Annotated in this window: 18 protein-coding genes; 9 read left to right on the top strand and 9 right to left on the bottom strand. The window is 51.3% G+C overall.

Features of this window, described 5'->3' with window-relative positions; genetic code table 11:
• Positions 1-46: 46 nt before the first annotated feature.
• A complete protein-coding gene (locus tag H8L47_RS06965; RefSeq protein ID WP_186952659.1) occupies positions 47-2,677 on the bottom strand; it encodes a heavy metal translocating P-type ATPase in 2,631 nt (876 codons plus the stop codon).
• Positions 2,678-2,760: 83 nt separating this feature from the next.
• On the opposite strand from H8L47_RS06965, the gene H8L47_RS06970 reads away from it, so the two are divergent.
• Positions 2,761-3,183, top strand: a complete 423-nt coding sequence (locus H8L47_RS06970) for a MerR family transcriptional regulator (RefSeq protein ID WP_186952663.1) — start codon at positions 2,761-2,763, stop codon at positions 3,181-3,183.
• Here H8L47_RS06970 and H8L47_RS06975 read toward each other — a convergent pair whose 3' ends face one another.
• The 4 genes from H8L47_RS06975 to H8L47_RS06990 form a co-directional block, all read right to left on the bottom strand.
• Positions 3,184-4,794, bottom strand: coding sequence for a DUF3369 domain-containing protein (locus H8L47_RS06975; protein WP_186952666.1), 1,611 nt, complete (start codon positions 4,792-4,794; stop codon positions 3,184-3,186).
• Positions 4,795-4,876: 82 nt separating this feature from the next.
• Positions 4,877-5,692: a substrate-binding periplasmic protein gene (locus tag H8L47_RS06980; protein ID WP_186952671.1), complete on the bottom strand. Its 816-nt coding sequence runs from the start codon at positions 5,690-5,692 to the stop codon at positions 4,877-4,879.
• Positions 5,693-5,814: 122 nt separating this feature from the next.
• The gene (locus tag H8L47_RS06985) at positions 5,815-6,438 is read right to left on the bottom strand and encodes a TetR/AcrR family transcriptional regulator (RefSeq protein ID WP_186952674.1); all 624 of its coding nucleotides are present in this window, start codon (positions 6,436-6,438) and stop codon (positions 5,815-5,817) included.
• Positions 6,431-7,873: an aminotransferase-like domain-containing protein gene (locus tag H8L47_RS06990; protein ID WP_186952677.1), complete on the bottom strand. Its 1,443-nt coding sequence runs from the start codon at positions 7,871-7,873 to the stop codon at positions 6,431-6,433. The genes H8L47_RS06985 and H8L47_RS06990 overlap by 8 nt, the downstream gene beginning before the upstream one ends.
• 267 nt (positions 7,874-8,140) lie before the next feature.
• Between H8L47_RS06990 and H8L47_RS06995 the strand changes: the two genes are divergently transcribed.
• From H8L47_RS06995 to H8L47_RS07030, 8 genes are all read left to right on the top strand, one after another.
• Positions 8,141-9,451, top strand: a complete 1,311-nt coding sequence (locus tag H8L47_RS06995; protein ID WP_230413628.1) for an aspartate aminotransferase family protein — start codon at positions 8,141-8,143, stop codon at positions 9,449-9,451.
• Between the two features lie 13 nt (positions 9,452-9,464).
• Positions 9,465-10,964, top strand: a complete 1,500-nt coding sequence (locus tag H8L47_RS07000) for a CoA-acylating methylmalonate-semialdehyde dehydrogenase (RefSeq protein WP_186952679.1) — start codon at positions 9,465-9,467, stop codon at positions 10,962-10,964.
• A 57-nt stretch (positions 10,965-11,021) separates the two neighbouring features.
• The gene (locus H8L47_RS07005) at positions 11,022-12,380 is read left to right on the top strand and encodes an NAD(P)-dependent oxidoreductase (protein WP_186952681.1); all 1,359 of its coding nucleotides are present in this window, start codon (positions 11,022-11,024) and stop codon (positions 12,378-12,380) included.
• A 1-nt stretch (position 12,381) separates the two neighbouring features.
• Positions 12,382-13,656: an NAD-dependent dihydropyrimidine dehydrogenase subunit PreA gene (preA, locus tag H8L47_RS07010; RefSeq protein ID WP_186952682.1), complete on the top strand. Its 1,275-nt coding sequence runs from the start codon at positions 12,382-12,384 to the stop codon at positions 13,654-13,656.
• 242 nt (positions 13,657-13,898) lie between these two features.
• Entirely contained in the window at positions 13,899-15,347 is a 1,449-nt protein-coding gene (locus tag H8L47_RS07015) for an NCS1 family nucleobase:cation symporter-1 (RefSeq protein ID WP_186952685.1), read from the top strand.
• A 225-nt stretch (positions 15,348-15,572) separates the two neighbouring features.
• Entirely contained in the window at positions 15,573-16,985 is a 1,413-nt protein-coding gene (hydA, locus tag H8L47_RS07020; RefSeq protein WP_186952688.1) for a dihydropyrimidinase, read from the top strand.
• A gap of 37 nt (positions 16,986-17,022) precedes the next feature.
• Positions 17,023-18,267: a Zn-dependent hydrolase gene (locus H8L47_RS07025; protein WP_186952691.1), complete on the top strand. Its 1,245-nt coding sequence runs from the start codon at positions 17,023-17,025 to the stop codon at positions 18,265-18,267.
• Between the two features lie 128 nt (positions 18,268-18,395).
• On the top strand, positions 18,396-18,683 hold the full coding sequence (locus H8L47_RS07030) for a hypothetical protein (RefSeq protein ID WP_186952694.1): 288 nt from the start codon (positions 18,396-18,398) through the stop codon (positions 18,681-18,683).
• 32 nt (positions 18,684-18,715) lie between these two features.
• Here H8L47_RS07030 and H8L47_RS07035 read toward each other — a convergent pair whose 3' ends face one another.
• The 4 genes from H8L47_RS07035 to H8L47_RS07050 form a co-directional block, all read right to left on the bottom strand.
• Positions 18,716-19,054 carry a hypothetical protein gene (locus H8L47_RS07035; protein ID WP_186952697.1) on the bottom strand — a complete coding sequence of 113 codons (339 nt, stop codon included), beginning with the start codon at positions 19,052-19,054 and terminating at the stop codon, positions 18,716-18,718.
• Positions 19,055-19,230: 176 nt separating this feature from the next.
• Positions 19,231-19,761, bottom strand: a complete 531-nt coding sequence (locus H8L47_RS07040) for a DUF4411 family protein (protein ID WP_186952700.1) — start codon at positions 19,759-19,761, stop codon at positions 19,231-19,233.
• Positions 19,730-20,875: an ImmA/IrrE family metallo-endopeptidase gene (locus tag H8L47_RS07045; protein WP_186952703.1), complete on the bottom strand. Its 1,146-nt coding sequence runs from the start codon at positions 20,873-20,875 to the stop codon at positions 19,730-19,732. Before H8L47_RS07045 ends, H8L47_RS07040 begins: the two co-directional genes overlap by 32 nt.
• Positions 20,876-21,270: 395 nt before the next feature.
• Entirely contained in the window at positions 21,271-21,432 is a 162-nt protein-coding gene (locus tag H8L47_RS07050; RefSeq protein WP_186952706.1) for a hypothetical protein, read from the bottom strand.
• Between the last annotated feature and the right edge of the window lie 93 nt (positions 21,433-21,525).

A 21,525-nucleotide genomic window follows, 5' to 3' on the forward strand; every position in this document is an offset into this window, starting at 1 on the left:
GCTGGCAGGAACAGGCGCGTATTTTACCTGTTCCTGATGGTCCTAACTATAGTTTGGCGTTCCTCAAGCGCAAGGCATTGCTGATTACCGATACAGAACTAAGGCTCATCGCTGCACTGGCAATCATGGGGCTGAGTAAAATTCCAAACCATGGGTACAAAAGTCCGGCAGCCACTGGCACGCCCACAAAATTATAGGCAAAGGCAAAGAACAGGTTTTGCCGGATGTTCTTCATAGCCTGATGGCTCAATGATCGTGCCTTGAGTATGCCGCCCAAGTCGCCTTTTACCAGCACCACATGGGCGCTGTGCATGGCGACATCGGTGCCGCTACCCATGGCAATACCCACGTCAGCCTGTGCCAGCGCCGGTGCATCGTTGATGCCGTCACCTGCCATGGCAACGACACGACCTTGTGCCTGCAATTCTTGCACAATACGGAACTTGTCTGCAGGTAGCAAATCGGCGCGCACATCATCCAGGCCCAGCTGCTTGGCCACAGCTTGCGCCGTGATGGCATTGTCACCCGTCAGGACGATGACCTGTATGCCCTGTTGCTGTAATTGCGCTATGGCCTCCTTGCTGCTGGCCTTGATCTTGTCTGCCACGCTCAGCAAGGCCACGGCCTTTTGATCGACTCCCATCAGCATGACGGTATGCCCTAGCATCTGCAAATCTGTGACTTGCTGCGCAAAGTCTGATATGTCGATCGCCCGCTCGTTCAATAGCGCAGGATTGCCCAGCAAGACTGTCTTGCCATCAAACCTGGCACTGACCCCTTTGCCGGTAATGGACGTGAAATCGCTAATCTCCGCAGGTTTGCTGTCACGTGCTTCTGCATAGCTGACAATGGCATGGGCTACCGGGTGTTCGCTACGCTGCTCCAGTGCCATGGACAGCGCCAGCAAGTTTGCCTCTGACTCACCTGCGGCGACGCTGAAGTTTTGCAACGTCGGTTTGCCCTCTGTCAGGGTGCCGGTTTTGTCAATCAGCAGGGTATTGATTTTCTCCAGACTCTCCAACGCTTCAGCGTCCTTGATCAAAACCCCGTCACGTGCACCGCGGCCTATGCCTACGGTGACTGATATCGGTGTCGCCAGGCCCAGTGCGCAAGGGCAGGCGATGATTAATACTGATACTGCGGCCATTAAGCCATTCGCCATTCCCGGTGCCGGGCCCCACACCGCCCATCCCAGGAAGGCCAATACCGCCGCTGCTATGACGCCGGGCACGAACCAGCCAGAAACCTGATCAGCCAGTTTCTGTATCGGTGCGCGTGAACGACCCGCCTGATTCACCAGATCAATGATACTGGCCAGCAAAGTATCCTTGCCTATACGTTGCGCCTGCATGCTGAAACTGCCTTGCTGGTTGATGGTACCAGCACTGACCTTATCACCCACCTGTTTGCTGACCGGTAACGGTTCACCCGTCAGCATGGCTTCATCGACATTGCTATGGCCATCAAGCAAGACGCCGTCAACAGGAATATGCGCGCCAGGCTTGACGCGCAAGCTGTCGCCAATTTGCACGGCATCCAAAGTGATTTCAGCTTCGCTGCCATCGGCTGCAATGCGTATTGCTGTCGCCGGTGTCAAACCCAGCAGGGCCTTGATCGCCGCATTGGTTTGCGAACGCGCCCGCAATTCGAGTACCTGTCCCAACAGTACAAGAGTAATAATGACCGCTGCCGCTTCAAAATACAGCGGTGCCATGCCATCCATCTTGAAGGCAGCAGGCAATACATTGGGCAACAGCAGCGCCACCAGACTGAACAAATAAGCGGCTGCCGTGCCCACGCCTATCAGACTGAACATGTTCAGGTGCATGGTTTTGAAAGAGGCCAGTGCACGCTCGAAGAATGGCAACCCAGCCCACAGTACGACTGGCGTTGCCAATATGAATTGCAGCCAGTTAAAGGCTGTCATGCCCAGCAGACGATGAAAGGAAACACCTGGCAGCATATCGCCCATGGTCATGATCAACAGCGGCAAGCTTAGAATGAGGCTGAATTTGAAGCGCCGCCACATATCATCCAGCTCACTGGTATCTTCTTCTGCCGAGGCTTCCTTGGGTTCCAGTGCCATGCCGCACAACGGGCAAGTACCAGGGCCTACCTGTTCTATCTCCAGATGCATGGGGCAAGTAAAGATCGCATCTTTGGCTACTGCCTTGGGAGCAGGGCGCTTGGATGGCTCCAGCCATGCAGCAGGGTCTTTGCGGAATTTCTCCAGGCAAGAGTTGCAGCAAAAGTAATAACTTTGTCCATCATGGTTCAACTGATGCGGGCTTTGCGCATTGACACGCATGCCACACACAGGGTCTTTGTGCTCGCCCTGGACATCGCTTTGCATGGCATCACCGCTACCACAGCAGGATGAAGCTTTGTTGGCGCTTGTTGCGGCAGCGCTGGTGACCGTGCTTGTGCTCCCAAGTCCTATCACTTTCTTTGCCTTGACATAATTCTCAGGCGTAGCAGTGAACTTGCTGACACAGGAACTACTGCAAAAATAGTAAGCGACACCCTGGAAACGGGCGGTTTTTTCAGGATTTTTGCTAACCTGCATACCGCAGACTGGGTCTGTGTACTTCTTTTCCTGTTCAGGGACAACCTGACTTTCATGCTTGTGACTACAGCAATTACCACTATGCTGGTGATTGGCCTGGTTTTCAGTCATGGTTTTCTCCTCCAATACAAATTTAGCTTGATTGCCTTATCATAGACTCCGTACCCAAGAACAGAGTCAAGGAGTATTTAGCAATGATTGATGCAGATCAATATACGATAGGGCAATTGGCCAAAGCGGCCGGTGTGGGCGTAGAAACCGTACGTTACTATCAGCGCCGCGATTTGTTGCCTGTACCCCAGGTTGCGACTGGTTTTCGGACTTATCCGGCCAGTCTGGCCGAGCGCATACGTTTTATCAAAAGAGCGCAAGAGTTAGGCTTTAGCCTCGATGAAATCGCCAATTTGCTGATGCTGGAAGATGGCAACGACAAGCATGCAATACGCGAGCTGGCGCAGGAAAGGTTGTTGCAAGTACAGGCCAAACTGACCGATCTGCACAAGATGGAAGACATGCTGACACAGTTGATACATCAGTGCGCATCATCGGCGCAGCAGGCGCAATGCCCAATTATCCAGGCGCTGGCCAGCGTTGCTCCTGAAAGCTTGAAGCGCTGATCAATGCGCGCCACCGGCAATCCAGTCCGGGTTTTCTGTCTGTATGAAGTGCAGCAGTGCATCTACCACCAGGGGGTCGAACTGCGTCCCGCTCCTGGCCTTGATATAGGCAATGGTGTCTGCCAGTGTCCAGGGTTCCTTATAAGGGCGGCGGTGCAGCAAGGCATCAAATACATCAACCACAGCGACGATGCGTGCTGACAGCGGGATTTCTTCCCCTTTCAACTGGCGCGGATAGCCCTGCCCGTCAAAATGCTCATGATGGCTGCCTGCAATCTGCGAGCCATAAGTCAGGTAACTGACACCATCTACCATGGTGGCTGCGCGTGCCAGCACAGTCTCGCCTGCCAGTGCATGGTATTCCATGATGATACGCTCGCGCTTGTCATGGCCACCTGCTTTCAGCAAGACAGCATCCGGTGTCGCTACTTTGCCCACATCATGCAAAATGCTGGCGATGCCTACCATTTCCATGAATTGCGGGGTCAGGTCAGTCTCAAAATTATTGCGTTTCTTAAGCTCACTGGCTATCGCGTTGGTCAGCTTGCAAACACGTTGCACGTGGCCACCAGTGTCAGTATCGCGCGATTCTGCCAGGTCAGTTAAAGCAACGACCGAGGCTTCCTGGGCTTTTTGCAATTGCTCATTGAGGTAGCGGTTGTCAAAGGCAGCAGCAATACGATCACAGAATAACTCCAGCAAGTCGCGCTGCATTTGCCCTAGTGGCCAGGGCGGTGTCACCAAAATGGCGAACTCGTGACCTTGTCTGGTATGGATGAACAAAACATCAGCCGGATGCTGGAACTGGCTTTTCTTTTCTGTAAAGGCTTTCTCTACAATGGCAGTCCATTCACAGTCTGCAGGCAAGCTGTTCAAGCCAGAAAAATCGCTGTAAGTGCCGGTTGCGGCAATAATACTGGTCTGCAGCCGATCACCAGAGCGACCCACTGCATTACGCGAAAGACATAAAACGCCATCAGCGCCCACATCAAGGATGGCACCGATCTGGTTCAATACCCCTGAGGCAAATTCCTTCAGGGATTTCAGCTCATACAAATTGGCGGATGCTTGCAGTATACGTGTCAAACCTATACGGCTTCGTTCTATTGACAGCAAGCCTTCGTAGGCACGCAATGAGGCAATCACTGTTGTGAACAGTCGCTGGGTAGTCAGTTCGGTCTTGGTTTTGTAATCGTTGATGTCATAGTCAACGATGACGCTTTTTTCGGGCGCCTGGCCAGGCTGGCCTGTGCGCAGGACAATGCGCACCAGTTGATTCTTGAGTTCTTCGCGTATGCGTTTTACAAGCAGCAGGCCAGCGTCATCGGTTTCCATGACGACATCCAGCAAGATCAGGTTGATGTCGTTTTCTTTGCTGAGTATCTCGAATGCTTCGGATGCGCTGTGGGCAGAAAAGATCTCCAGCGGTCTGCCCTTGAAAACAATATTATTGAGCGCCAGTCGGGTGACGGCATGAATATCTTCTTCATCATCAACGATAAGCAGGCGCCAGGGATGTGACTCAAATGAAGTATCAAGCTGTTGCTGTGATTTGTCGTCCTTTTCATCTTCGATGATCCAGTCTTCTTCTGATCCCTGTTCGTGATTCATACACTCCCCCGATCAATTATACTGACTTGGCCGAACTGTATTGCTAAGCTGACTGATTGTAATCGAAATAAATAAAAAATAATTATTCCAGCATCTTTTCTGCCTCTGCCTTGCTAACGTATCTATTCAAGAGCCGTAACATGGTGCCATCCTTGATCATGGCTTGCAGTAATTGATTCCATCTCTGGGCTTCTGCTTCCGGGAAATTTTTCCGGGTGAGCGCCAGATGCGCATAGCCTTTCAGGGTTTCCGGGCTCCAGTCTATGGCTTTGTATTTGCTTTCCATTTGCGCCCTGTCCAGGTAAGCGTTATAGATCAGTGGCAAGCCTATGACCGCATCAAAGCGCCGTGCTTCCAGCATGGCATATAGTCGCTCGCTGTCATTGACATCGACCACGCGGTTTAACTTGCGCAATTGCTGGACGAAAGCTTCGTTATAACCATGGTTGAAACTGCGCACTGCACCCAGGAATAAATTATCCTGTTTCAGAAAGTCTTCCTGAGAATTGACGGTGACGGCCTTGTCCTTGTGGATGACAACTTGCAGTCGCGACTGCAGATAGGGAAAAAGCCAGAATTTCTCAGCGCGCTCAGCAGTCTTCAAGGCCGACAAGGTCATATCAACCCGGCCAGCCTCAATCTCGTGCCAGGTACGGGAGCGGGGCAATACAGGTGTCTCGAATTTGCAACCACTGCGCAAGGAAAATTCATCGGCCATATCCTTATCCAGGCCCACACCTGCACGATAGAATTGCCCCAGTTCTTGCAAGGCCAGAACAATAGGGCGGGAAGGGCATTGTGGCAGATTCTGCGCCTGCAGCAATGCACTGAAACTCAATAAATACAAGCATGAAATGCTACGCAGCATCAGCGTCTTTTGTGCAGCCATGCCAGACATGGTGTCTCCAGTAAAAGGTCAACTTTGTGCGATCAGCAACCAAGGCATACTACTCCTGTCCTGTAATTTAGCAGATAGCAGCTGGATTAACCACCCCAGACAGATAGGGAGATTGGTTGATGCTAACAAACCCGGCTTAATACCATCTCAACGATCATGGTTTCTGCTTCTGTAAAATCATTTTCATCCAGAGGGCTATGCCCCAGAACCAGACTCATCTGTGCTGCAAAGTCAGCATAGGATTGCGTCATGGCCCAAATGGCGAACAAGAGATGTGTGGTATTGACGGCAGCAATTTTTCCAGCCGCCATCCAGGCTTCAAAAACGGCGATGTCTTTTTGCAATAAGGGCAGAATTTTATTGCGCATGGTTTCAGCATAGACAGGTGCACCACTGATGACTTCCATCGCATATACACGCGATGCCTGCGGTTGCTCACGCGAAAAGCGCAGCTTGGCGCGTATGTAATTGCGTAACAGCGTCGCCGGGTCTTGCTCGGGATCTGCCAGGATATTCATGCGATCCAGCCATTGATCCAGCACCTGGTCCAGCACCTTTTCATAAAGGATTTGTTTGGTAGGGAAGTAGTACAGCAAATTCTGTTTTGAAAGACCCGCACGTTCAGCAATCGACGCCAGCGCCGTACCTGCATAACCGGCCTCGGCAAATACTTCGACAGCCGCCTGCATGATGCGTGCTTCCAGCGCATCGCGTGAGCGCGTGAGTTTATCCGGCGCTCTATCCATGGCGCTGCTTCATCAAAAAGGTTTTCAAGGCATCTGAATTGCTATAAGCAATATTGAAACGGAACCAGGGGTGGTCGCTGGCGCGCAAGCTAAAGAATTCGTCGGGTGCCAGCAAGATGCCTTCCTGTAAAGCCTGGCGTGAAATTTCGCCGGCATTAGCCTTGCTGTCTTTCCAGCCCGCACTGATGAACATGCCGCCGCGCGGTTCTGCCAGGGGTGTGAGACCTGCCGCCAATAGCATGTCCATGCTGGCATTGCGTGATGTTTCCAACTGGCGTTTCAATTTTTCCAGCATACGCCGGTACAGGCGCGAGCTGATCGCATGCAGCACGGCGCGTTCATTGATTTCAGATGTCGTCAAACCGGCCAACATCTTTACCCGCAAAAGTTCACCAATTAACGAATGCGATGCGCAGACTGAGCCAACACGCAGCGTTGGGGAGAGTGTCTTGGAAAAACTGCCCACCCGTATCACGCGGCGCAAACCGTCCATCGCCGCCAGCGAGGGCTCTGGTCGCGGGCATAGCTCTCGGTAGATATCATCTTCCACCAGCCAAAAATCAAACTGTTCTGCCAGAGCCAGCAAGCGGTGCGCCTGTGCCTGGCTCAGGCTGGTGCCCAGCGGGTTTTGCAAGACCGTATTCACAAACATCAGCTTGGGCTGGTGCAACAAGGCTTTTTCCATCAGGCTGTCGAGATTCAGACCTTTTTCATCACGGGCTATGCCTATAGGTATGCAGCCGTGATGGCGTATCAGGGATAGCAGATTGCTATAACCGGGGTCTTCAACCAGTACAGCGTCGCCGGGTTTGCAGAGCGTGCGCAGGATAAGGTCAAAGCCGTGAGTAGCACCATGGGTCAGCAATATCTGTTCAGAATCAACACTGAACAGTTCCTGCGACAGGCTGCTGGCCAAATGCTGGCGCAGGCTGGGGAAACCCAGAGGGTTACCATAGCCACGCAGGCGCTGGGTAGGGATGCGCATAGATTGCTTCAGGGCATCCAGCAAAATATCGTCGCCATACCATTCAGGCGGCAACCATCCTGAGCCTACGGGCAGGGCGCTCGACACGCCAGAATACAAATCGGGGCTCAAGGCATCCAGCGCGCTGGGTATGACGGCTTGCGCCATAGGCTGCGGTGTACATGCCGGTTTGGTGACAAAATAACCAGAGCCGCGACGTGAACTCAGCAAGCCGAGGGTAATCAGGCGCTCGTAAGATTCCACAACTGTAAAGGTACTTACCGCATTGCATTTGGCAAATTGCCGCACAGAAGGCATCTTGCTGCCCTGCGCTAGATCGTTCTGGCGCACCAGACGGCTTACTTCCTGCACGATCTGTTCGACCAGGCTGGCTTGGCGGCTGCGTTCCAGTGACAGTTGCGGCCAGATGGGGCTTTGTTCTACTTCCTGCACTTCTTTTACGGCGTCCATGCTTGCTCCTTGCTAAACACACAAAATCTGTGGAACTTGCACAAAATCGTTCCAGCAAGAAACAGCGACGAAGACAGTACGAATAGTACGGCTAGGAGCTGTGACGCAGCTGGGGCGGTTTTGTGTAAGTTCCAGCACAACTGTGTTGCTTTGGCTACCAATACGGTTGGATGAAATTAAACTGGCTGTATATGTCATTACTGCATATGCTTATTTAGCATTTCAGCATATTTTTACCACTTGGTAAATTGTTTTCAGGAGAAGCCCATGCTCAGCAAACAACAACTTAATTCCTACTGGATGCCTTTCACGGCCAACCGTGACTTTAAAGAGGCCCCGCGCCTGGTGGCTTCTGCCTCTGGCATGTACTACCGTGACCAGAATGGCCGCGAGATACTTGATGGTACGGCAGGCCTGTGGTGCGTGCCACTGGGCCATTCCCACCCAACTGTGGTGAAAGCGGTACAGGAATCGGTAGCGACCCTGGATTACGCACCTGCCTTCCAGATAGGCCACCCGCAAGCCTTCGAGCTGGCAGAACAGTTGATCGACTATAGTGGCAACAGATTTGGCCAGGTGTTTTATACAAACTCTGGCTCTGAAGCGGTCGATACTGCCATGAAAATGGTGCTGGCCTACCACCGCAGCCGCGGTGAAGCACAGCGCACACGCTTTATCAGCCGCGAACGTGGCTACCACGGCGTCGGTTTCGGCGGCATGTCGCTCGGCGGCTTGCCAGCCAACCGCAAACAGTTTGGCACCTTGCTGGCCGGTGTTGATTACCTGCCGCACACGCACAACCTGGAAAAAAATGCCTTCACCCGTGGCTTGCCAGAATACGGCACCCACCTGGCAGATGAACTAGAGCGAATTATCGCGCTGCATGACATATCCACCATCGCTGCCGTCATCGTTGAACCACTGGCAGGTTCTGCTGGCGTCATCCTGCCATCAAAAGGATATCTGAAACGCCTGCGCGAACTGTGCGACAAGCATGGCATCCTGCTGATATTTGATGAAGTCATCACCGGCTTTGGCCGCATGGCAACGCCATTTGCATCTGACTTCTTTGATGTTACACCTGACCTGATGACCACAGCCAAAGGCCTGACCAATGGTGTCGTGCCCATGGGTGCTGTATTTAGCCACCAAAAGATTTACGATTCACTGATGGCTGGCCCGGCAGGGATAGAACTGTTCCATGGCTACACCTATTCCGGACATCCACTGGCGGTTGCTGCTGGCCTGGCTTCGCTGAAAGTCTTCAAGGAAGAAAAAATACTGGAACACGCACAAAGCATGACCGCCTATTGGGAAGACGGCCTGCATTCCTTAAAAGGCCTGCCGCACGTCATAGACTTGCGCAATGTCGGCCTGATTGGCGCGATAGAGCTGGAATCCATGCCAGGCAAAGTCGGCGCACGCGCCATGGCAGCCTACAAAAAAGCCTTTGCTGAAGGTGTCTTGGTACGCACGACTGGCGACATCATCGCCATGTCACCTCCATTGATACTGGAGAAAAAACACGTAGACCAGCTGTTCGGCAAATTGCACGACATTTTGAAACACCTAGATTAATCCGGCGAACATCATGACCACATATCAAGTCAATCATTACATCAACGGCGAACTGCATCAAAGCCTGCAGCCACGTTTTGCCGATATCTATAATCCTGCCCTCGGTTCGGTGCAAGGCCAGGTCGCTCTGGGCAGCGAGCAGGACGTTAACCTGGCAGTCGCCGCAGCGGCAAAAGCTTTTCCTGCTTGGTCTAACACACCAGCCCTGTCACGCGCCCGCGTGCTCATGGCTTATTTGAACCTCTTGCAACAGCACACCGATGAATTCGCCCATTTGCTGACCAAGGAACACGGCAAGACCCTGGCCGATGCCAAGGGTGAAGTTGCACGCGGTATAGAAGTGGTGGAATTTGCGATAGGCATCCCACAGTTGCTGAAGGGTGAATATTCCGAACAAATCGCCCGTGGTATTGATGCCTGCAGCATGCGCCAGCCTTTGGGCGTGGTTGCAGGCATTACGCCCTTCAACTTCCCCGTCATGGTGCCGATGTGGATGTTCCCTATCGCTATTGCCTGCGGCAATACCTTTGTCCTGAAACCGTCTGAACGAGATCCTTCTGCATCCTTGTTGCATGCAAAATTGCTCAAGCAGGCGGGTTTGCCTGATGGCGTTTTCAATGTCGTGCAAGGTGATAAAACGGTCGTCGATGCGTTGCTTGATCATCCAGAAGTACAGGCCATCAGCTTCGTTGGCTCCACCCCTATTGCGCAGGCAATTTATGCTCGTGGCTGTGCAAATGGCAAGCGCGTGCAGGCACTGGGTGGCGCAAAAAATCATATGGTCGTCATGCCTGATGCTGATCTGGAAATGGCAGTCGATGCCCTGATGGGCGCAGCCTATGGTTCTGCCGGTGAACGCTGCATGGCTATTTCGGTTGCTGTTGCCGTTGGTTCTGCTGCTGATGCACTGGTCGACGCCATGGCAGCGCGTGTCAAATCCCTCAAGATCAATAATGGTTTGGTGCCGGATGCAGAAATGGGCCCGGTCATTACCCATGCCGCCAAAGAGCGCATAGAAAGCCTGATCGGTGAAGGCGTGGCAGAAGGCGCAAAACTGGTGGTAGATGGTCGCAACTTTACTGTGCCCGGACATGAACAAGGTTTCTTCTGCGGTGGCAGCCTGTTCGATCATGTGACGCCAGAAATGACGGTCTATAAGCAAGAGATTTTTGGCCCGGTATTGTGCGTAGTACGTGTGCCAGACATGGAGGCAGCAGCAGACCTCATCAATAAGCATGAATACGGCAATGGCGTGGCAGTCTTCACCCGCGATGGCGGCACTGCACGTGAATTCGTGCGCATGATACAGGTTGGCATGGTCGGCGTGAATGTGCCATTGCCTGTGCCTATGGCCTTCCATAGTTTTGGTGGCTGGAAACGCAGCCTGTTTGGTGATCATCACATCTATGGACCAGAGGGCGTGCGCTTTTATACGCGTGTGAAAGCAGTTATGCAACGCTGGCCAGATAGCATTTCTAAGGGAGCAGAGTTTTCCTTCCCGCAGAATAAGTAATCCCTGTCACGAAAATTGCTTGTAAAAAAGACTTAGCAGATCAAGATTGGAGCCACCATGTTGGAAGCCCTTAAGCATTTACCTCAGGCAGAAGAAAGTCAGGAAACGCTGCGTTCGCATTTCACTGATTTGAATCCGGCACTGAACAAGCGCCAGGCAGCGATAGAAAGTGACCGCTGCCTCTATTGTTACGATGCCCCCTGCACACGCATTTGCCCGTCAGAAATTGACGTGCCCAGCTTTATCCAAAATATTGCTGTCGGCAATATCAATGGTGCAGCCAAAGTCATTCTCGATCAAAACATACTCGGTGCAAGTTGCTCACGCGTTTGCCCGACCGAGATTTTGTGCGAGCATGCCTGCGTGCGCAATCATGATGCAGAGGGTGCACCAGTCAAGATAGGTCTGCTGCAACGCTTTGCACTCGACAATGCCAAATTCGAACAGCATCCTTTCCAACGTGCTGCCAGCACCGGTAAAAAAATTGCCATCGTCGGCGGTGGGCCAGCAGGTTTATCCTGTGCCCACAGGCTGGCAACATTAGGTCATGATGTCGTGATTTTTGAAGCAAAGCAAAAATCCGGCGGCCTCAATGAATACGGCATCGCCAAATACAAACTGACAGACGACAGCGCGCAGCGTGAAGTTGAATTCCTGCTGCAAATCGGTGGCATTACCGTCAAGCATGAGCAGGTCCTGGGTCAGAACTTGCAACTGGCAGATTTGCGCCGCGATTATGATGCCGTCTTCCTTGGCCTTGGCCTGGGTGCCAGCCGCCAGCTTGGCCTGACAGGTGAAGATGCGCCAGGCCTGATGGCAGCGGTTGATTACATCGCCGAGTTGCGTCAGGCAGAAGACCTGACTAAATTGCCCGTGCCCAAACAATGTGTGGTCATCGGTGCCGGCAATACCGCCATCGACATGGCAGTGCAAATCGCCCGCCTTGGTGCAGAACAAGTCACGCTGGTGTATCGCCGTGGTGCAGAGTATATGTCTGCCACTCATCATGAGCAGGACATCGCCAAAGCCAACCAGGTGCGCATAGTCACCTGGGCACAACCGCAAGAAATTTTGCGTGATGCAGAAGGCAAAGTTAGCGGCATGCGCTTCGCCCGTACTAAAGAAGTGGGCGGCAAATTGCAAACCAGCGGCGCAACCATCGACATCCCCGCACAAGCCGTCTTCAAGGCCATTGGTCAATGCATGGACAACAGCAGCCTGTCAGATGATCTGGCAAAAGACCTGCAAAAGCAGAATGACAAAATCCATGTGGATGCCCAATACCGCACCAGCGTATCCGGCATTTATGCTGGCGGCGATTGCATCGCTGATGGACAGGACTTGACCGTGCAGGCAGTCCAACATGGCAAGCTGGCAGCGCTGGCGATTGATAATGATTTGAAAGCGAAGGTGTAATATGGCTGACCTCTCGATTAACTTTGCCGGCATCAAGGCGCCCAATCCTTTTTGGCTGGCTTCTGCACCACCGACCGACAAGGCCTATAACGTCATCCGCGCTTTTGAAGCAGGCTGGGGCGGCGTGGTCTGGAAAACCCTGGGTGAAGATCCACCACCAGTCAACGTCTCTTCACGTTACTCTGCGCACTTCGGCAAAAACCGTGAAGTCATCGGCTTTAATAACATAGAACTGATCACCGACCGCAGCCTGGAAATCAACCTGCGCGAAATCACGCAAGTCAAAAAAGACTGGCCAGACCGGGCCATGATTGTGTCCCTGATGTACCCCTGCGAAGAAGAAAGCTGGGCACGTATCTTGCCATTGGTCGAAGCGACAGGTGCAGACGGCATAGAACTCAATTTCGGCTGCCCGCACGGCATGCCAGAACGCGGCATGGGCGCAGCCGTAGGGCAGGTGCCAGAATACGTTGAAATGATCACGCGCTGGTGCAAGAAGTATTGCTCACTGCCCGTCATCGTCAAGCTGACACCTAATATCACTGACGTGCGCATACCAGCCCGCGCTGCCTTCAATGGTGGTGCAGATGCCGTGTCGCTGATCAATACCATCAACTCCATCACCTCGATTGATCTCGACCAGATGATCGCCCGCCCCATCGTCGGCACGCAAAGTACGCATGGTGGTTATTGTGGTAGCGCCGTCAAACCGATTGCCTTGAACATGGTGGCAGAGATAGCGCGTGACCCGGCCACCAAGGGCTTGCCTATCTCAGGTATAGGCGGCATAGGCAACTGGCGCGATGCAGCAGAATTCCTTGCCTTGGGCGCAGGCTCAGTGCAAGTCTGTACTGCCGCCATGCTGCATGGTTTCCGCATCGTCAAGGAAATGACAGATGGCCTGTCCCGCTGGATGGATGAAAAAGGCTATGAACGCATCAGTGACTTTGCCGGTAAGGCTGTCGCCAATACGACAGACTGGAAATACCTGGACATGAACTATGCCGTCATTGCAGAAATCGACCAGGACAAATGCATACAATGCGGCCGCTGCTACATCGCCTGCGAAGACACATCGCACCAGTCCATCGCGCAATTGATCGGCGACAATGGCACACGCAAATACGAAGTCATCAAGGAAGAATGCGTAGGCTGCAACCTCTGCCAGATCACCTGCCCGGTAGAGCAGTGCATCACCATGGTGCCCCAGGCAACTGGCAAGCCATATATGAACTGGACGCAAGACCCGCGCAACCCGCGTGCGGTGTTGAAATAATTGCTTGTACTTGCTGAATAGTGGGCGTATAAATTCTGCTTGGAATCAAGACGAAGACCATTAACCACAGAGACACAGAGACACAGAGGAAACACGGAGAAAAACAAGGGAATTCTCTTGCCGTTCTCTGTGTCTCTGTGCCTCTGTGTTGAGAGGTCTTTACTAAGCCAAACCTGGAATAAAGCTTGCTAAGAACATAGGCGTAATTAAGCGTTTCACATTCGACACCTGGAGAAGAGTATATGCAGACACAAAGCGGGCAACTTTGGAATGAAGATTTAGCACCTACTTCAGAAGCCCAGCGTACCTGGCGCTGGTATCACTTTGCTGCGCTCTGGGTCGGCATGGTCATGTGTATCCCGGCTTATACTCTGGCAGCCAGTCTGATTGAAGGCGGCATGTCGGCTTACCAGGCGGTAATGACAGTATTCCTGGCCAACGCCATCGTCCTGATTCCCATGTTGTTGATCGGCCATGCAGGTGCCAAATATGGCATCCCTTATGCCGTGCTGGCGCGCACTTCCTTTGGCGTGCGCGGCGCGCGTTTACCTGCCTTGATGCGTGCCATCGTCGCTTGCGGCTGGTATGGCATACAAACCTGGTTTGGTGGGCAAATGATTTATACCCTGGGTGGCGTCATGATCGGTCACCCTTTAGGTGGTGACAATATCGCTGGTCTCGGCATTAATGCTGCACAACTGGTGTGCTTCCTGATTTTTTGGGCCATACAATTCTGGTATATCTTCCACGGCATGGATTCCATACGCAAGCTGGAAACTTATACCGCACCACTTAAAATCATCATCTGTTTCGTCTTGCTGGGCTGGGTCTATAACAAGGCTGGCGGCTTTGGCCCCATCCTCGATCAGCCATCTCAATTTGTTGAAGGTGGAAAAAAAGCCGGGCAATTCTGGAGCACCTTCTGGCCTTCACTGACAGCCATGGTCGGCTTCTGGGCTACTCTGGCACTCAACATTCCAGACTTTACCCGCTTCGCCAAATCGCAAAAAGACCAGATCCTGGGCCAGACCATAGGCTTGCCTGCCCCCATGGGCTTGCTGGCACTGCTGGCCGTGATCGTCACGTCTGCCACGGTGGTTCTGTACGGTAAAGCCCTGTGGGACCCGGTCGATCTCGCCAGCCGCATGACTGGCATTGCCGTGTTGATTGCCTTGCTGGTTTTGCTGATAGACACGGTATCCGTCAACCTGGCAGCCAACCTCGTTGGCCCCGCTTATGATTTCTCAGCCCTGAACCCTAAGCTGATTTCTTATAAAACTGGTGGCTACATCACCGCATCCATCGCCCTGATCATGATGCCGTGGAAGATACTGGAATCTACCCAGGGTTATATCTTCACCTGGCTGATCGGTTATTCCGCCTTGCTTGGCCCCATTGCCGGTATTTTGATCATTGATTATTACTTCATCCGCAAGACAGAAATTGATGTCGCTGCCTTGTATCAGGATCAAGGCAAGTACAGCTATAAAAATGGCTGGAACATGGCCGCCGTGATTGCTTTCGTGATCGGCGTTTTGCCGAATATTCCGGGTTTCTTGAATGCGGCTTTCCCTGCCAGCTTCCCGGATATTCCAGAAGTATTGAAGACCATCTACACCTACGCCTGGTTCGTCGGCCTCGCCTTGTCCGGTGTGGTGTATATGGGTTTGATGAGTGGTAAGAAGGTTTGAATTTTGAATGTGCAAAATAACGAGGTAGGTTGCAAGAACGTAGGTTGGGCCGGGCCCCGCTGGGCAACGCTTTATCTGCCCAACACTGGGCCTGAAATGACGTATACGTTTTTGAAAGCTGAGTGTTGGGCTGGTGAAGCGTAGCCCAACCTACGAATGTCCGCCCAACCTACGAGAAACGACTCCTGTGATTTACGCACCCAATGAATTAATGAAGGAACTGTCATGACCATCTTGATACGCGGCGGCACTGTCGTCAACGCAGACCGCGAATTTAAAGCCGATGTCCTCTGCGACAATGGCAAGATCATCGCCGTAGGCGAGAATCTCGATGCACCTGCGGGTGCCGAAGTCATCGACGCTGGTGGCCTCTACGTCATGCCCGGCGGCATAGACCCGCACACCCACATGCAATTGCCTTTCATGGGTACGGTCACGCAAGATGATTTCTTTACCGGCACGGCTGCGGGACTGGCGGGCGGTACGACCAGCATCATAGACTTCGTCATCCCCAATCCGCAACAAAGCCTGATGGAAGCCTTCAATACCTGGCGCGGCTGGGCAGAAAAATCTGCCGGTGACTATTCTTTCCATGTCGCTGTTACATGGTGGGATGAAACCGTCCACGCTGACATGGGCAAGCTCGTCAATGAACATGGCGTCAACAGCTTCAAGCATTTCATGGCCTATAAAAATGCCATCATGGCCGATGACGAGATTCTGGTAAAAAGCTTTACCCGTGCACTGGAACTGGGTGCCATGCCCACCGTGCATGCAGAAAACGGTGAACTCGTCTACATGCTGCAACAAGAAATGCTAAAGCAAGGCAAGACCGGGCCAGAAGCCCATCCGTTATCTCGCCCGCCCGTCGTTGAAGGCGAAGCCGCACAGCGCGCCATCGCCATTGCCAATGTACTTAATACGCCGCTCTACATCGTCCATGTATCCTGCCAGGAATCACTCGATGCCATCACCCGCGCCCGTGCCCACGGCCAGCGCGTGTTTGGTGAAGTGCTGGCAGGCCATCTCGTCGTTGACGACAGCGTCTACAAAAACAAAGATTTCGTCCAGGCAGCAGGCCACGTCATGAGCCCGCCTTTCCGCAGCAGCCAACACCAACAAGCTTTGTGGCAAGGTCTGCAAGGCGGCAATCTGCATACCACCGCCACCGATCACTGTACCTTCTGTGCAGCCCAAAAAGCCGCAGGCAAAGACGACTTCACCAAGATACCCAACGGCTGCGGCGGCATAGAAGAGCGCATGATGGTCTTGTGGGATGCTGGCGTCAATACTGGCCGCCTGACACCTTCAGAATTCGTCAAGGTCACCTCCGCCAACTGTGCACAGATTTTCAATATCTACCCACGCAAAGGCGTGATTGCAGAAGGCGCAGACGCCGACATCGTCTTGTGGGATGCCGCAGGCACCAAGACACTGTCAGCTAAGACACAATTCTCCAAAGGCGACTTCAACGTCTTTGAAGGTCGCACTGTCAAGGGCATACCAACCCACACCATCAGCGGTGGCAAGCTGGTGTTCAATCAAGGTGAATTAATGGCCGAGATGGGGGCAGGGCGTTATATCAAACGTCCATCCTTCTCGCCCATGTTTCAAGCGCTGAACAAAATGCGCGCGTAAGAAATTATCAAGAAGCATTGAACATGAAGGATTTAACATGACTACGGCAAATCTACGCATCAATGGTCAGCGTCTCTGGGACTCATTGATGGAACTGGCACAAATCGGTGCCACCCCAAAAGGCGGCGTCAAACGCCTGGCCCTGACTGATCTTGACAAACAGGGCCGCGACCTCGTCGTCTCCTGGGCCAAGCAGGCTGGCCTTGCCGTCACCATAGACCAGATAGGCAATGTCTTTATGCGCAGGGCAGGCAAGAACCCGGCGCTGCCACCCATCATGTCCGGCAGCCACATCGATACCCAGCCCACCGGCGGCAAGTTCGACGGCAACTACGGCGTGCTGGCCGCACTGGAAGTCGTGCGCACCCTCAACGACCACAACATAGAAACTGAAGCACCAATAGAAGTCGCCTTCTGGACCAATGAAGAAGGTTCACGCTTTGTCCCCGTCATGATGGGTTCAGGCGTATTCTGCGGCGCATTCTCGCTGGAAACAGCCTATGCTGCCAAAGACACCGAAGGCAAAACCGTAGGCGATGAACTGGAGCGCATAGGCTACAAAGGCACAGAAGTGCCAGGCCAGCACCCCATCGGTGCCTACTTTGAAACCCATATAGAACAAGGCCCGGTACTCGAAGATGCCGACAAGGTCATCGGCGTCGTCCCCGGCGTGCTTGGCCTCTCATGGTACGACTGCATCGTCACTGGCATGGAAGCCCATGCTGGCCCCACGCCCATGGCCCTGCGCAAAGACGCCCTGCAAATCTCCACCAAAATCATGCAAGAAGTCGTCAACATCGGCAACCGCTACCCGCCCTATGGCCGCGGCACGGTAGGCATGGTCCAGGTTTTCCCCAACAGCCGCAACGTCATCCCCGGCGAAGTCAAGTTCAGCATAGACCTGCGCAATGTATCCTCCGAATTGCTCGACACCATGCACAATGAAATCCTCGCCTTCGTCGATAAAACCAGCAAGGACAGCGGCCTGAGCATCAGCGTAGAACGCGTCTCCTACTACCCCCCATGCCCCTTCCACCCCGACTGCGTCAACGCCGTACGCGAAGCCACAGCCACCCTGGGCTACAGCACCATGGACGTAGTCTCCGGCGCAGGCCACGACGCCATCTACACCGCCAGGCTCGCCCCCTCAGGCATGATCTTCGTACCCTGCAAGGATGGCATCAGCCATAATGAAATTGAAGATGCCAAATCAGAACACCTGGAGGCGGGGTGCAATGTGTTGTTGCATGCGATGCTGGGGAGGGCTGGGGTGGTGGGGTAATCAGTTCGCCATTATCACCTGCCTCAATAATTATACGAACGGGCCTTGCAACACCAAGGTCCGTTTGTATATATAAAGACGGCATACTGTTGGCAGGTTTTTAAAAAATAGCCCATTCTTTTTATATCATGAGCCAAGAAAAAGAAATAACAAATCTACCTGAGCCATCTGAAGTATTAATCACTGATGTCGGCAGAATAAAATACTTGCTGAAAGCATATTTGAAGAGGCCATCAAAGAAAATCCGGGCAAGAGATGAGAGTTTCGCGCAATTGTTTTGTGATCCAAGCGGATATGTGTGGGGTATGGTGATTCCTGAATCCGGGCCCGGAATATTTCGCACACCATACTTGCGACGTTGTAAAAGCTATCTTGTCGGCGATGATAATCTTGAAGTCAAGCAACCTGTCATTTGAATTATTTATTTCCCGATTTTTATAACTGCATTTTATGCAACCCACACAGCCGCGCCGTGAGCAATCGCAAGCTCGCAGGCGCGGATAATATTGCCCAGTCTATGCTGATAGGTTTCGTCATGATCTAAAGCGTCCAGCAAGGTTGTGGTTTCTGTCTTCAACGTGACAATATCACTCCCAAGTACAAGAATATCCTGGCGCTTGAGTGTGCATAGTAAAGAAAGCCCGAGTTCGAAGCTTTTCGGCGATCCATATACCGAGCTTCGCCATATCTCAGGACCGGCCAATTCTGTTCCTGCTGGTAAAGGTATCTCGCCTGAAAATTCTCCAGTTAATTCGTCTATATACATTACGGAAACAATCAGGGTCATTTTTTAGTTGCTGCAAATTGTTTGTTTTTTGAGATTCAAGTACATTCGACTATGAAGTTGACTTATATTTATATTTTGGCAAGACTCATCTCCTTGCGCTTATCCGAAGATTGTCACGATGAGACAGAGTAAGCTATAAATATCCTTCAATGATTTACACTCACCTCTTTAACTATTCAAGGTGAAAATATAAAATTACTTCCTGAATGACGACATAAAAGATCAAATATAGTGGTTGTCTTAACACCTAAATGAGCCGCAGCATCAGGTAATTTAATTGAGCTTTTACTAAATGGAGCTGAAACCTCATTTGTTACAATTACACAATCTTTATGTTCTGCGGCATATGCAATCAACCAAGCATCAGCAGATTCAATATCAAGAAACTTTGCCTTAGCCACCTCTTTAAACGCCTTAGCAGGAGAATGTGCCCAGGCAGATAAGGCTCCCCATTGTTTAGCGCATTGGTTCGTCTTTAAAAAGAAGTTACTTAAATTAGTTCGAGTAGCCCATTCGTACAGAACATCTTTATCGCCCCCTGACAAAAGTTCATTCTTTACTTTGTCTACACTAAATAAACTTCCGGCATTATGCGCCTCATTTATCCAAGACCAAAACACACCACAAAATTTCGGATTGTAATGTAAATTTTTTGCGGAAATTAAAACATCAGAATCAAGTAGAAAACGAATTGGAGTTTTTTGCATAATACGTCATGACGTTATTAGGATTTGTATTTAGTAACTGTCCCGCTTCTCTAAAACTAATTCCACCCGTAGCAGCAAGGCGAGCAACTTGATTAGTTAAACGCCTGCTATTTCTAATTGGTAATGTTCGGTAATAATCGCCGCCCTCAGAGTCTTTCGGTTTCGCTGCATTATTCCTGACAACTTGATAAATTTCAGAATACTTTCCGGAAGGGATTAAGTCGAGTTCAAATGCACGTCTAGCAATTACAAGTAAACTTACCTTAAAAGACTTTCTCGCTAACTCTAGCTTGCTGTTCACATCAATGTCGCGCTCATCCCATACTCGCTTAAAATCTCTTGCAGGCACTAAAAATTCAGCTGCTACCGAATTGCACAAACGCTCTTGTTTATTTGCACTTTTTGTATCTGTATCTGAAATGCCAGAGTCACCAAACCAGATATGAGCTAATTCATGCGCAAGAGTAAATACCCAAGCTGCTGGAGCATCTGATCCGTTAATGAAAATTGCAGGCGCAAATCTATCGCTGAGAACAAAACCTCTGAATTCCGTTACTTGTAATGCTCTTCGCCAATTATTTCCAGCTTGGCTATTTTTGAAAATCAGTATTCCAGAATCCTCTGCTTTTCCAGACAAATACGAAAATACCGCATCCGAATTTGGCAATCCTGCAATTTCAGCAAATGAAACGCCCATAGTTTTTCGCATATCCAATGCAACCTCTTCAGCAGAGGACTTAGTGGAAAATTTCGCAACAAAGGGGAGTGGTTCAGCACCAAGACTCTTCAGCAGATCTTTATACCAAGATTGCTTAAAATCTATATCGTCATACATCGCAAAGAAATCTTTGCTTAATGGAGTTGCATTGGAAGTAGTACGAAAGTCAGCAATAGGATTTACTCGAGATCCTGGAGGTGTGTCCAAAAATAAATAACCAAAAGGTACTCCAGCAAGCTTTGCGAATCTAGTAGCTTGCGATTGGGACATTTTTCCATATTGAATTTCTTCTGGCTTCTTTTTGGAAATTTTAGACGCAATCTCACCAACCGTTTTTCCGGATTGTGTAGCTGCCCATTCTAGAACAGCAGGCGAAAATTCTAACAAATCTTCCATTTACTTTGTTAACTCACAAGGATATGAGATTAATAATATCACAATTAAAATTCATGTAAAATTTTCATGAAAATTTGATAGATTCTGATTTTTTTTAGAAAAGTTCATGCATTTCACATGAACTTTATATCGAACTAAAGGATAGCATCCTTAAATTCCCCCTGCTAAGTCTTTACTCTCGCTCGATTCATTTTTTAAGACAAACAATGCAATTGAGCACGGTTATGCCAGCTATCGTTACCTCAATGTCATGACATAAACGCCATCGCATTTAAATCTACGATCAAAAATACAAGTGTCTGTATTTGATTCGTGTTGTTGCTAATCATGTGTAGGAGCACAGTATGTTGTCAGCCTTAACTATTTGGTAATTATCAAAGGGATGCTGTCTGCTGTTATTTCTTGTTTTCCAAATAGGATTTGGCGACGAACAGGCCCAGCTTGCGCTTGGTCAGGTGGCGGGCTATCAGGTCGGGGTCGGTGGGTCTGACCAGGCGCACGGCAATGTCTCCCTCGCGCCTGGTGAGCTTGCTCAGTTGTGTTGCCGTGTTCAGCACGATGCGGATATTTGGGAGCCACGAGCCAGGCCAACATTATGTGATTCGGCAATAATTCCCCTACAACATCTTGACCAGCGGCTCTGCCATAGA

The sequence above is a fragment of the Undibacterium umbellatum genome, assembly GCF_014284125.1.
Lineage (GTDB): Bacteria > Pseudomonadota > Gammaproteobacteria > Burkholderiales > Burkholderiaceae_D > Undibacterium > Undibacterium umbellatum.

Coding starts and splice junctions, on each gene's coding strand:
- H8L47_RS06965 (WP_186952659.1), bottom strand. CDS start 2,677: ATGACTGAAAACCAGGCCAATCACCAGCATAGTGGTAATTGCTGTAGT.
- H8L47_RS06970 (WP_186952663.1), top strand. CDS start 2,761: ATGATTGATGCAGATCAATATACGATAGGGCAATTGGCCAAAGCGGCC.
- H8L47_RS06975 (WP_186952666.1), bottom strand. CDS start 4,794: ATGAATCACGAACAGGGATCAGAAGAAGACTGGATCATCGAAGATGAA.
- H8L47_RS06980 (WP_186952671.1), bottom strand. CDS start 5,692: ATGTCTGGCATGGCTGCACAAAAGACGCTGATGCTGCGTAGCATTTCA.
- H8L47_RS06985 (WP_186952674.1), bottom strand. CDS start 6,438: ATGGATAGAGCGCCGGATAAACTCACGCGCTCACGCGATGCGCTGGAA.
- H8L47_RS06990 (WP_186952677.1), bottom strand. CDS start 7,873: ATGGACGCCGTAAAAGAAGTGCAGGAAGTAGAACAAAGCCCCATCTGG.
- H8L47_RS06995 (WP_230413628.1), top strand. CDS start 8,141: ATGCTCAGCAAACAACAACTTAATTCCTACTGGATGCCTTTCACGGCC.
- H8L47_RS07000 (WP_186952679.1), top strand. CDS start 9,465: ATGACCACATATCAAGTCAATCATTACATCAACGGCGAACTGCATCAA.
- H8L47_RS07005 (WP_186952681.1), top strand. CDS start 11,022: ATGTTGGAAGCCCTTAAGCATTTACCTCAGGCAGAAGAAAGTCAGGAA.
- preA (WP_186952682.1), top strand. CDS start 12,382: ATGGCTGACCTCTCGATTAACTTTGCCGGCATCAAGGCGCCCAATCCT.
- H8L47_RS07015 (WP_186952685.1), top strand. CDS start 13,899: ATGCAGACACAAAGCGGGCAACTTTGGAATGAAGATTTAGCACCTACT.
- hydA (WP_186952688.1), top strand. CDS start 15,573: ATGACCATCTTGATACGCGGCGGCACTGTCGTCAACGCAGACCGCGAA.
- H8L47_RS07025 (WP_186952691.1), top strand. CDS start 17,023: ATGACTACGGCAAATCTACGCATCAATGGTCAGCGTCTCTGGGACTCA.
- H8L47_RS07030 (WP_186952694.1), top strand. CDS start 18,396: ATGAGCCAAGAAAAAGAAATAACAAATCTACCTGAGCCATCTGAAGTA.
- H8L47_RS07035 (WP_186952697.1), bottom strand. CDS start 19,054: ATGACCCTGATTGTTTCCGTAATGTATATAGACGAATTAACTGGAGAA.
- H8L47_RS07040 (WP_186952700.1), bottom strand. CDS start 19,761: ATGCAAAAAACTCCAATTCGTTTTCTACTTGATTCTGATGTTTTAATT.
- H8L47_RS07045 (WP_186952703.1), bottom strand. CDS start 20,875: ATGGAAGATTTGTTAGAATTTTCGCCTGCTGTTCTAGAATGGGCAGCT.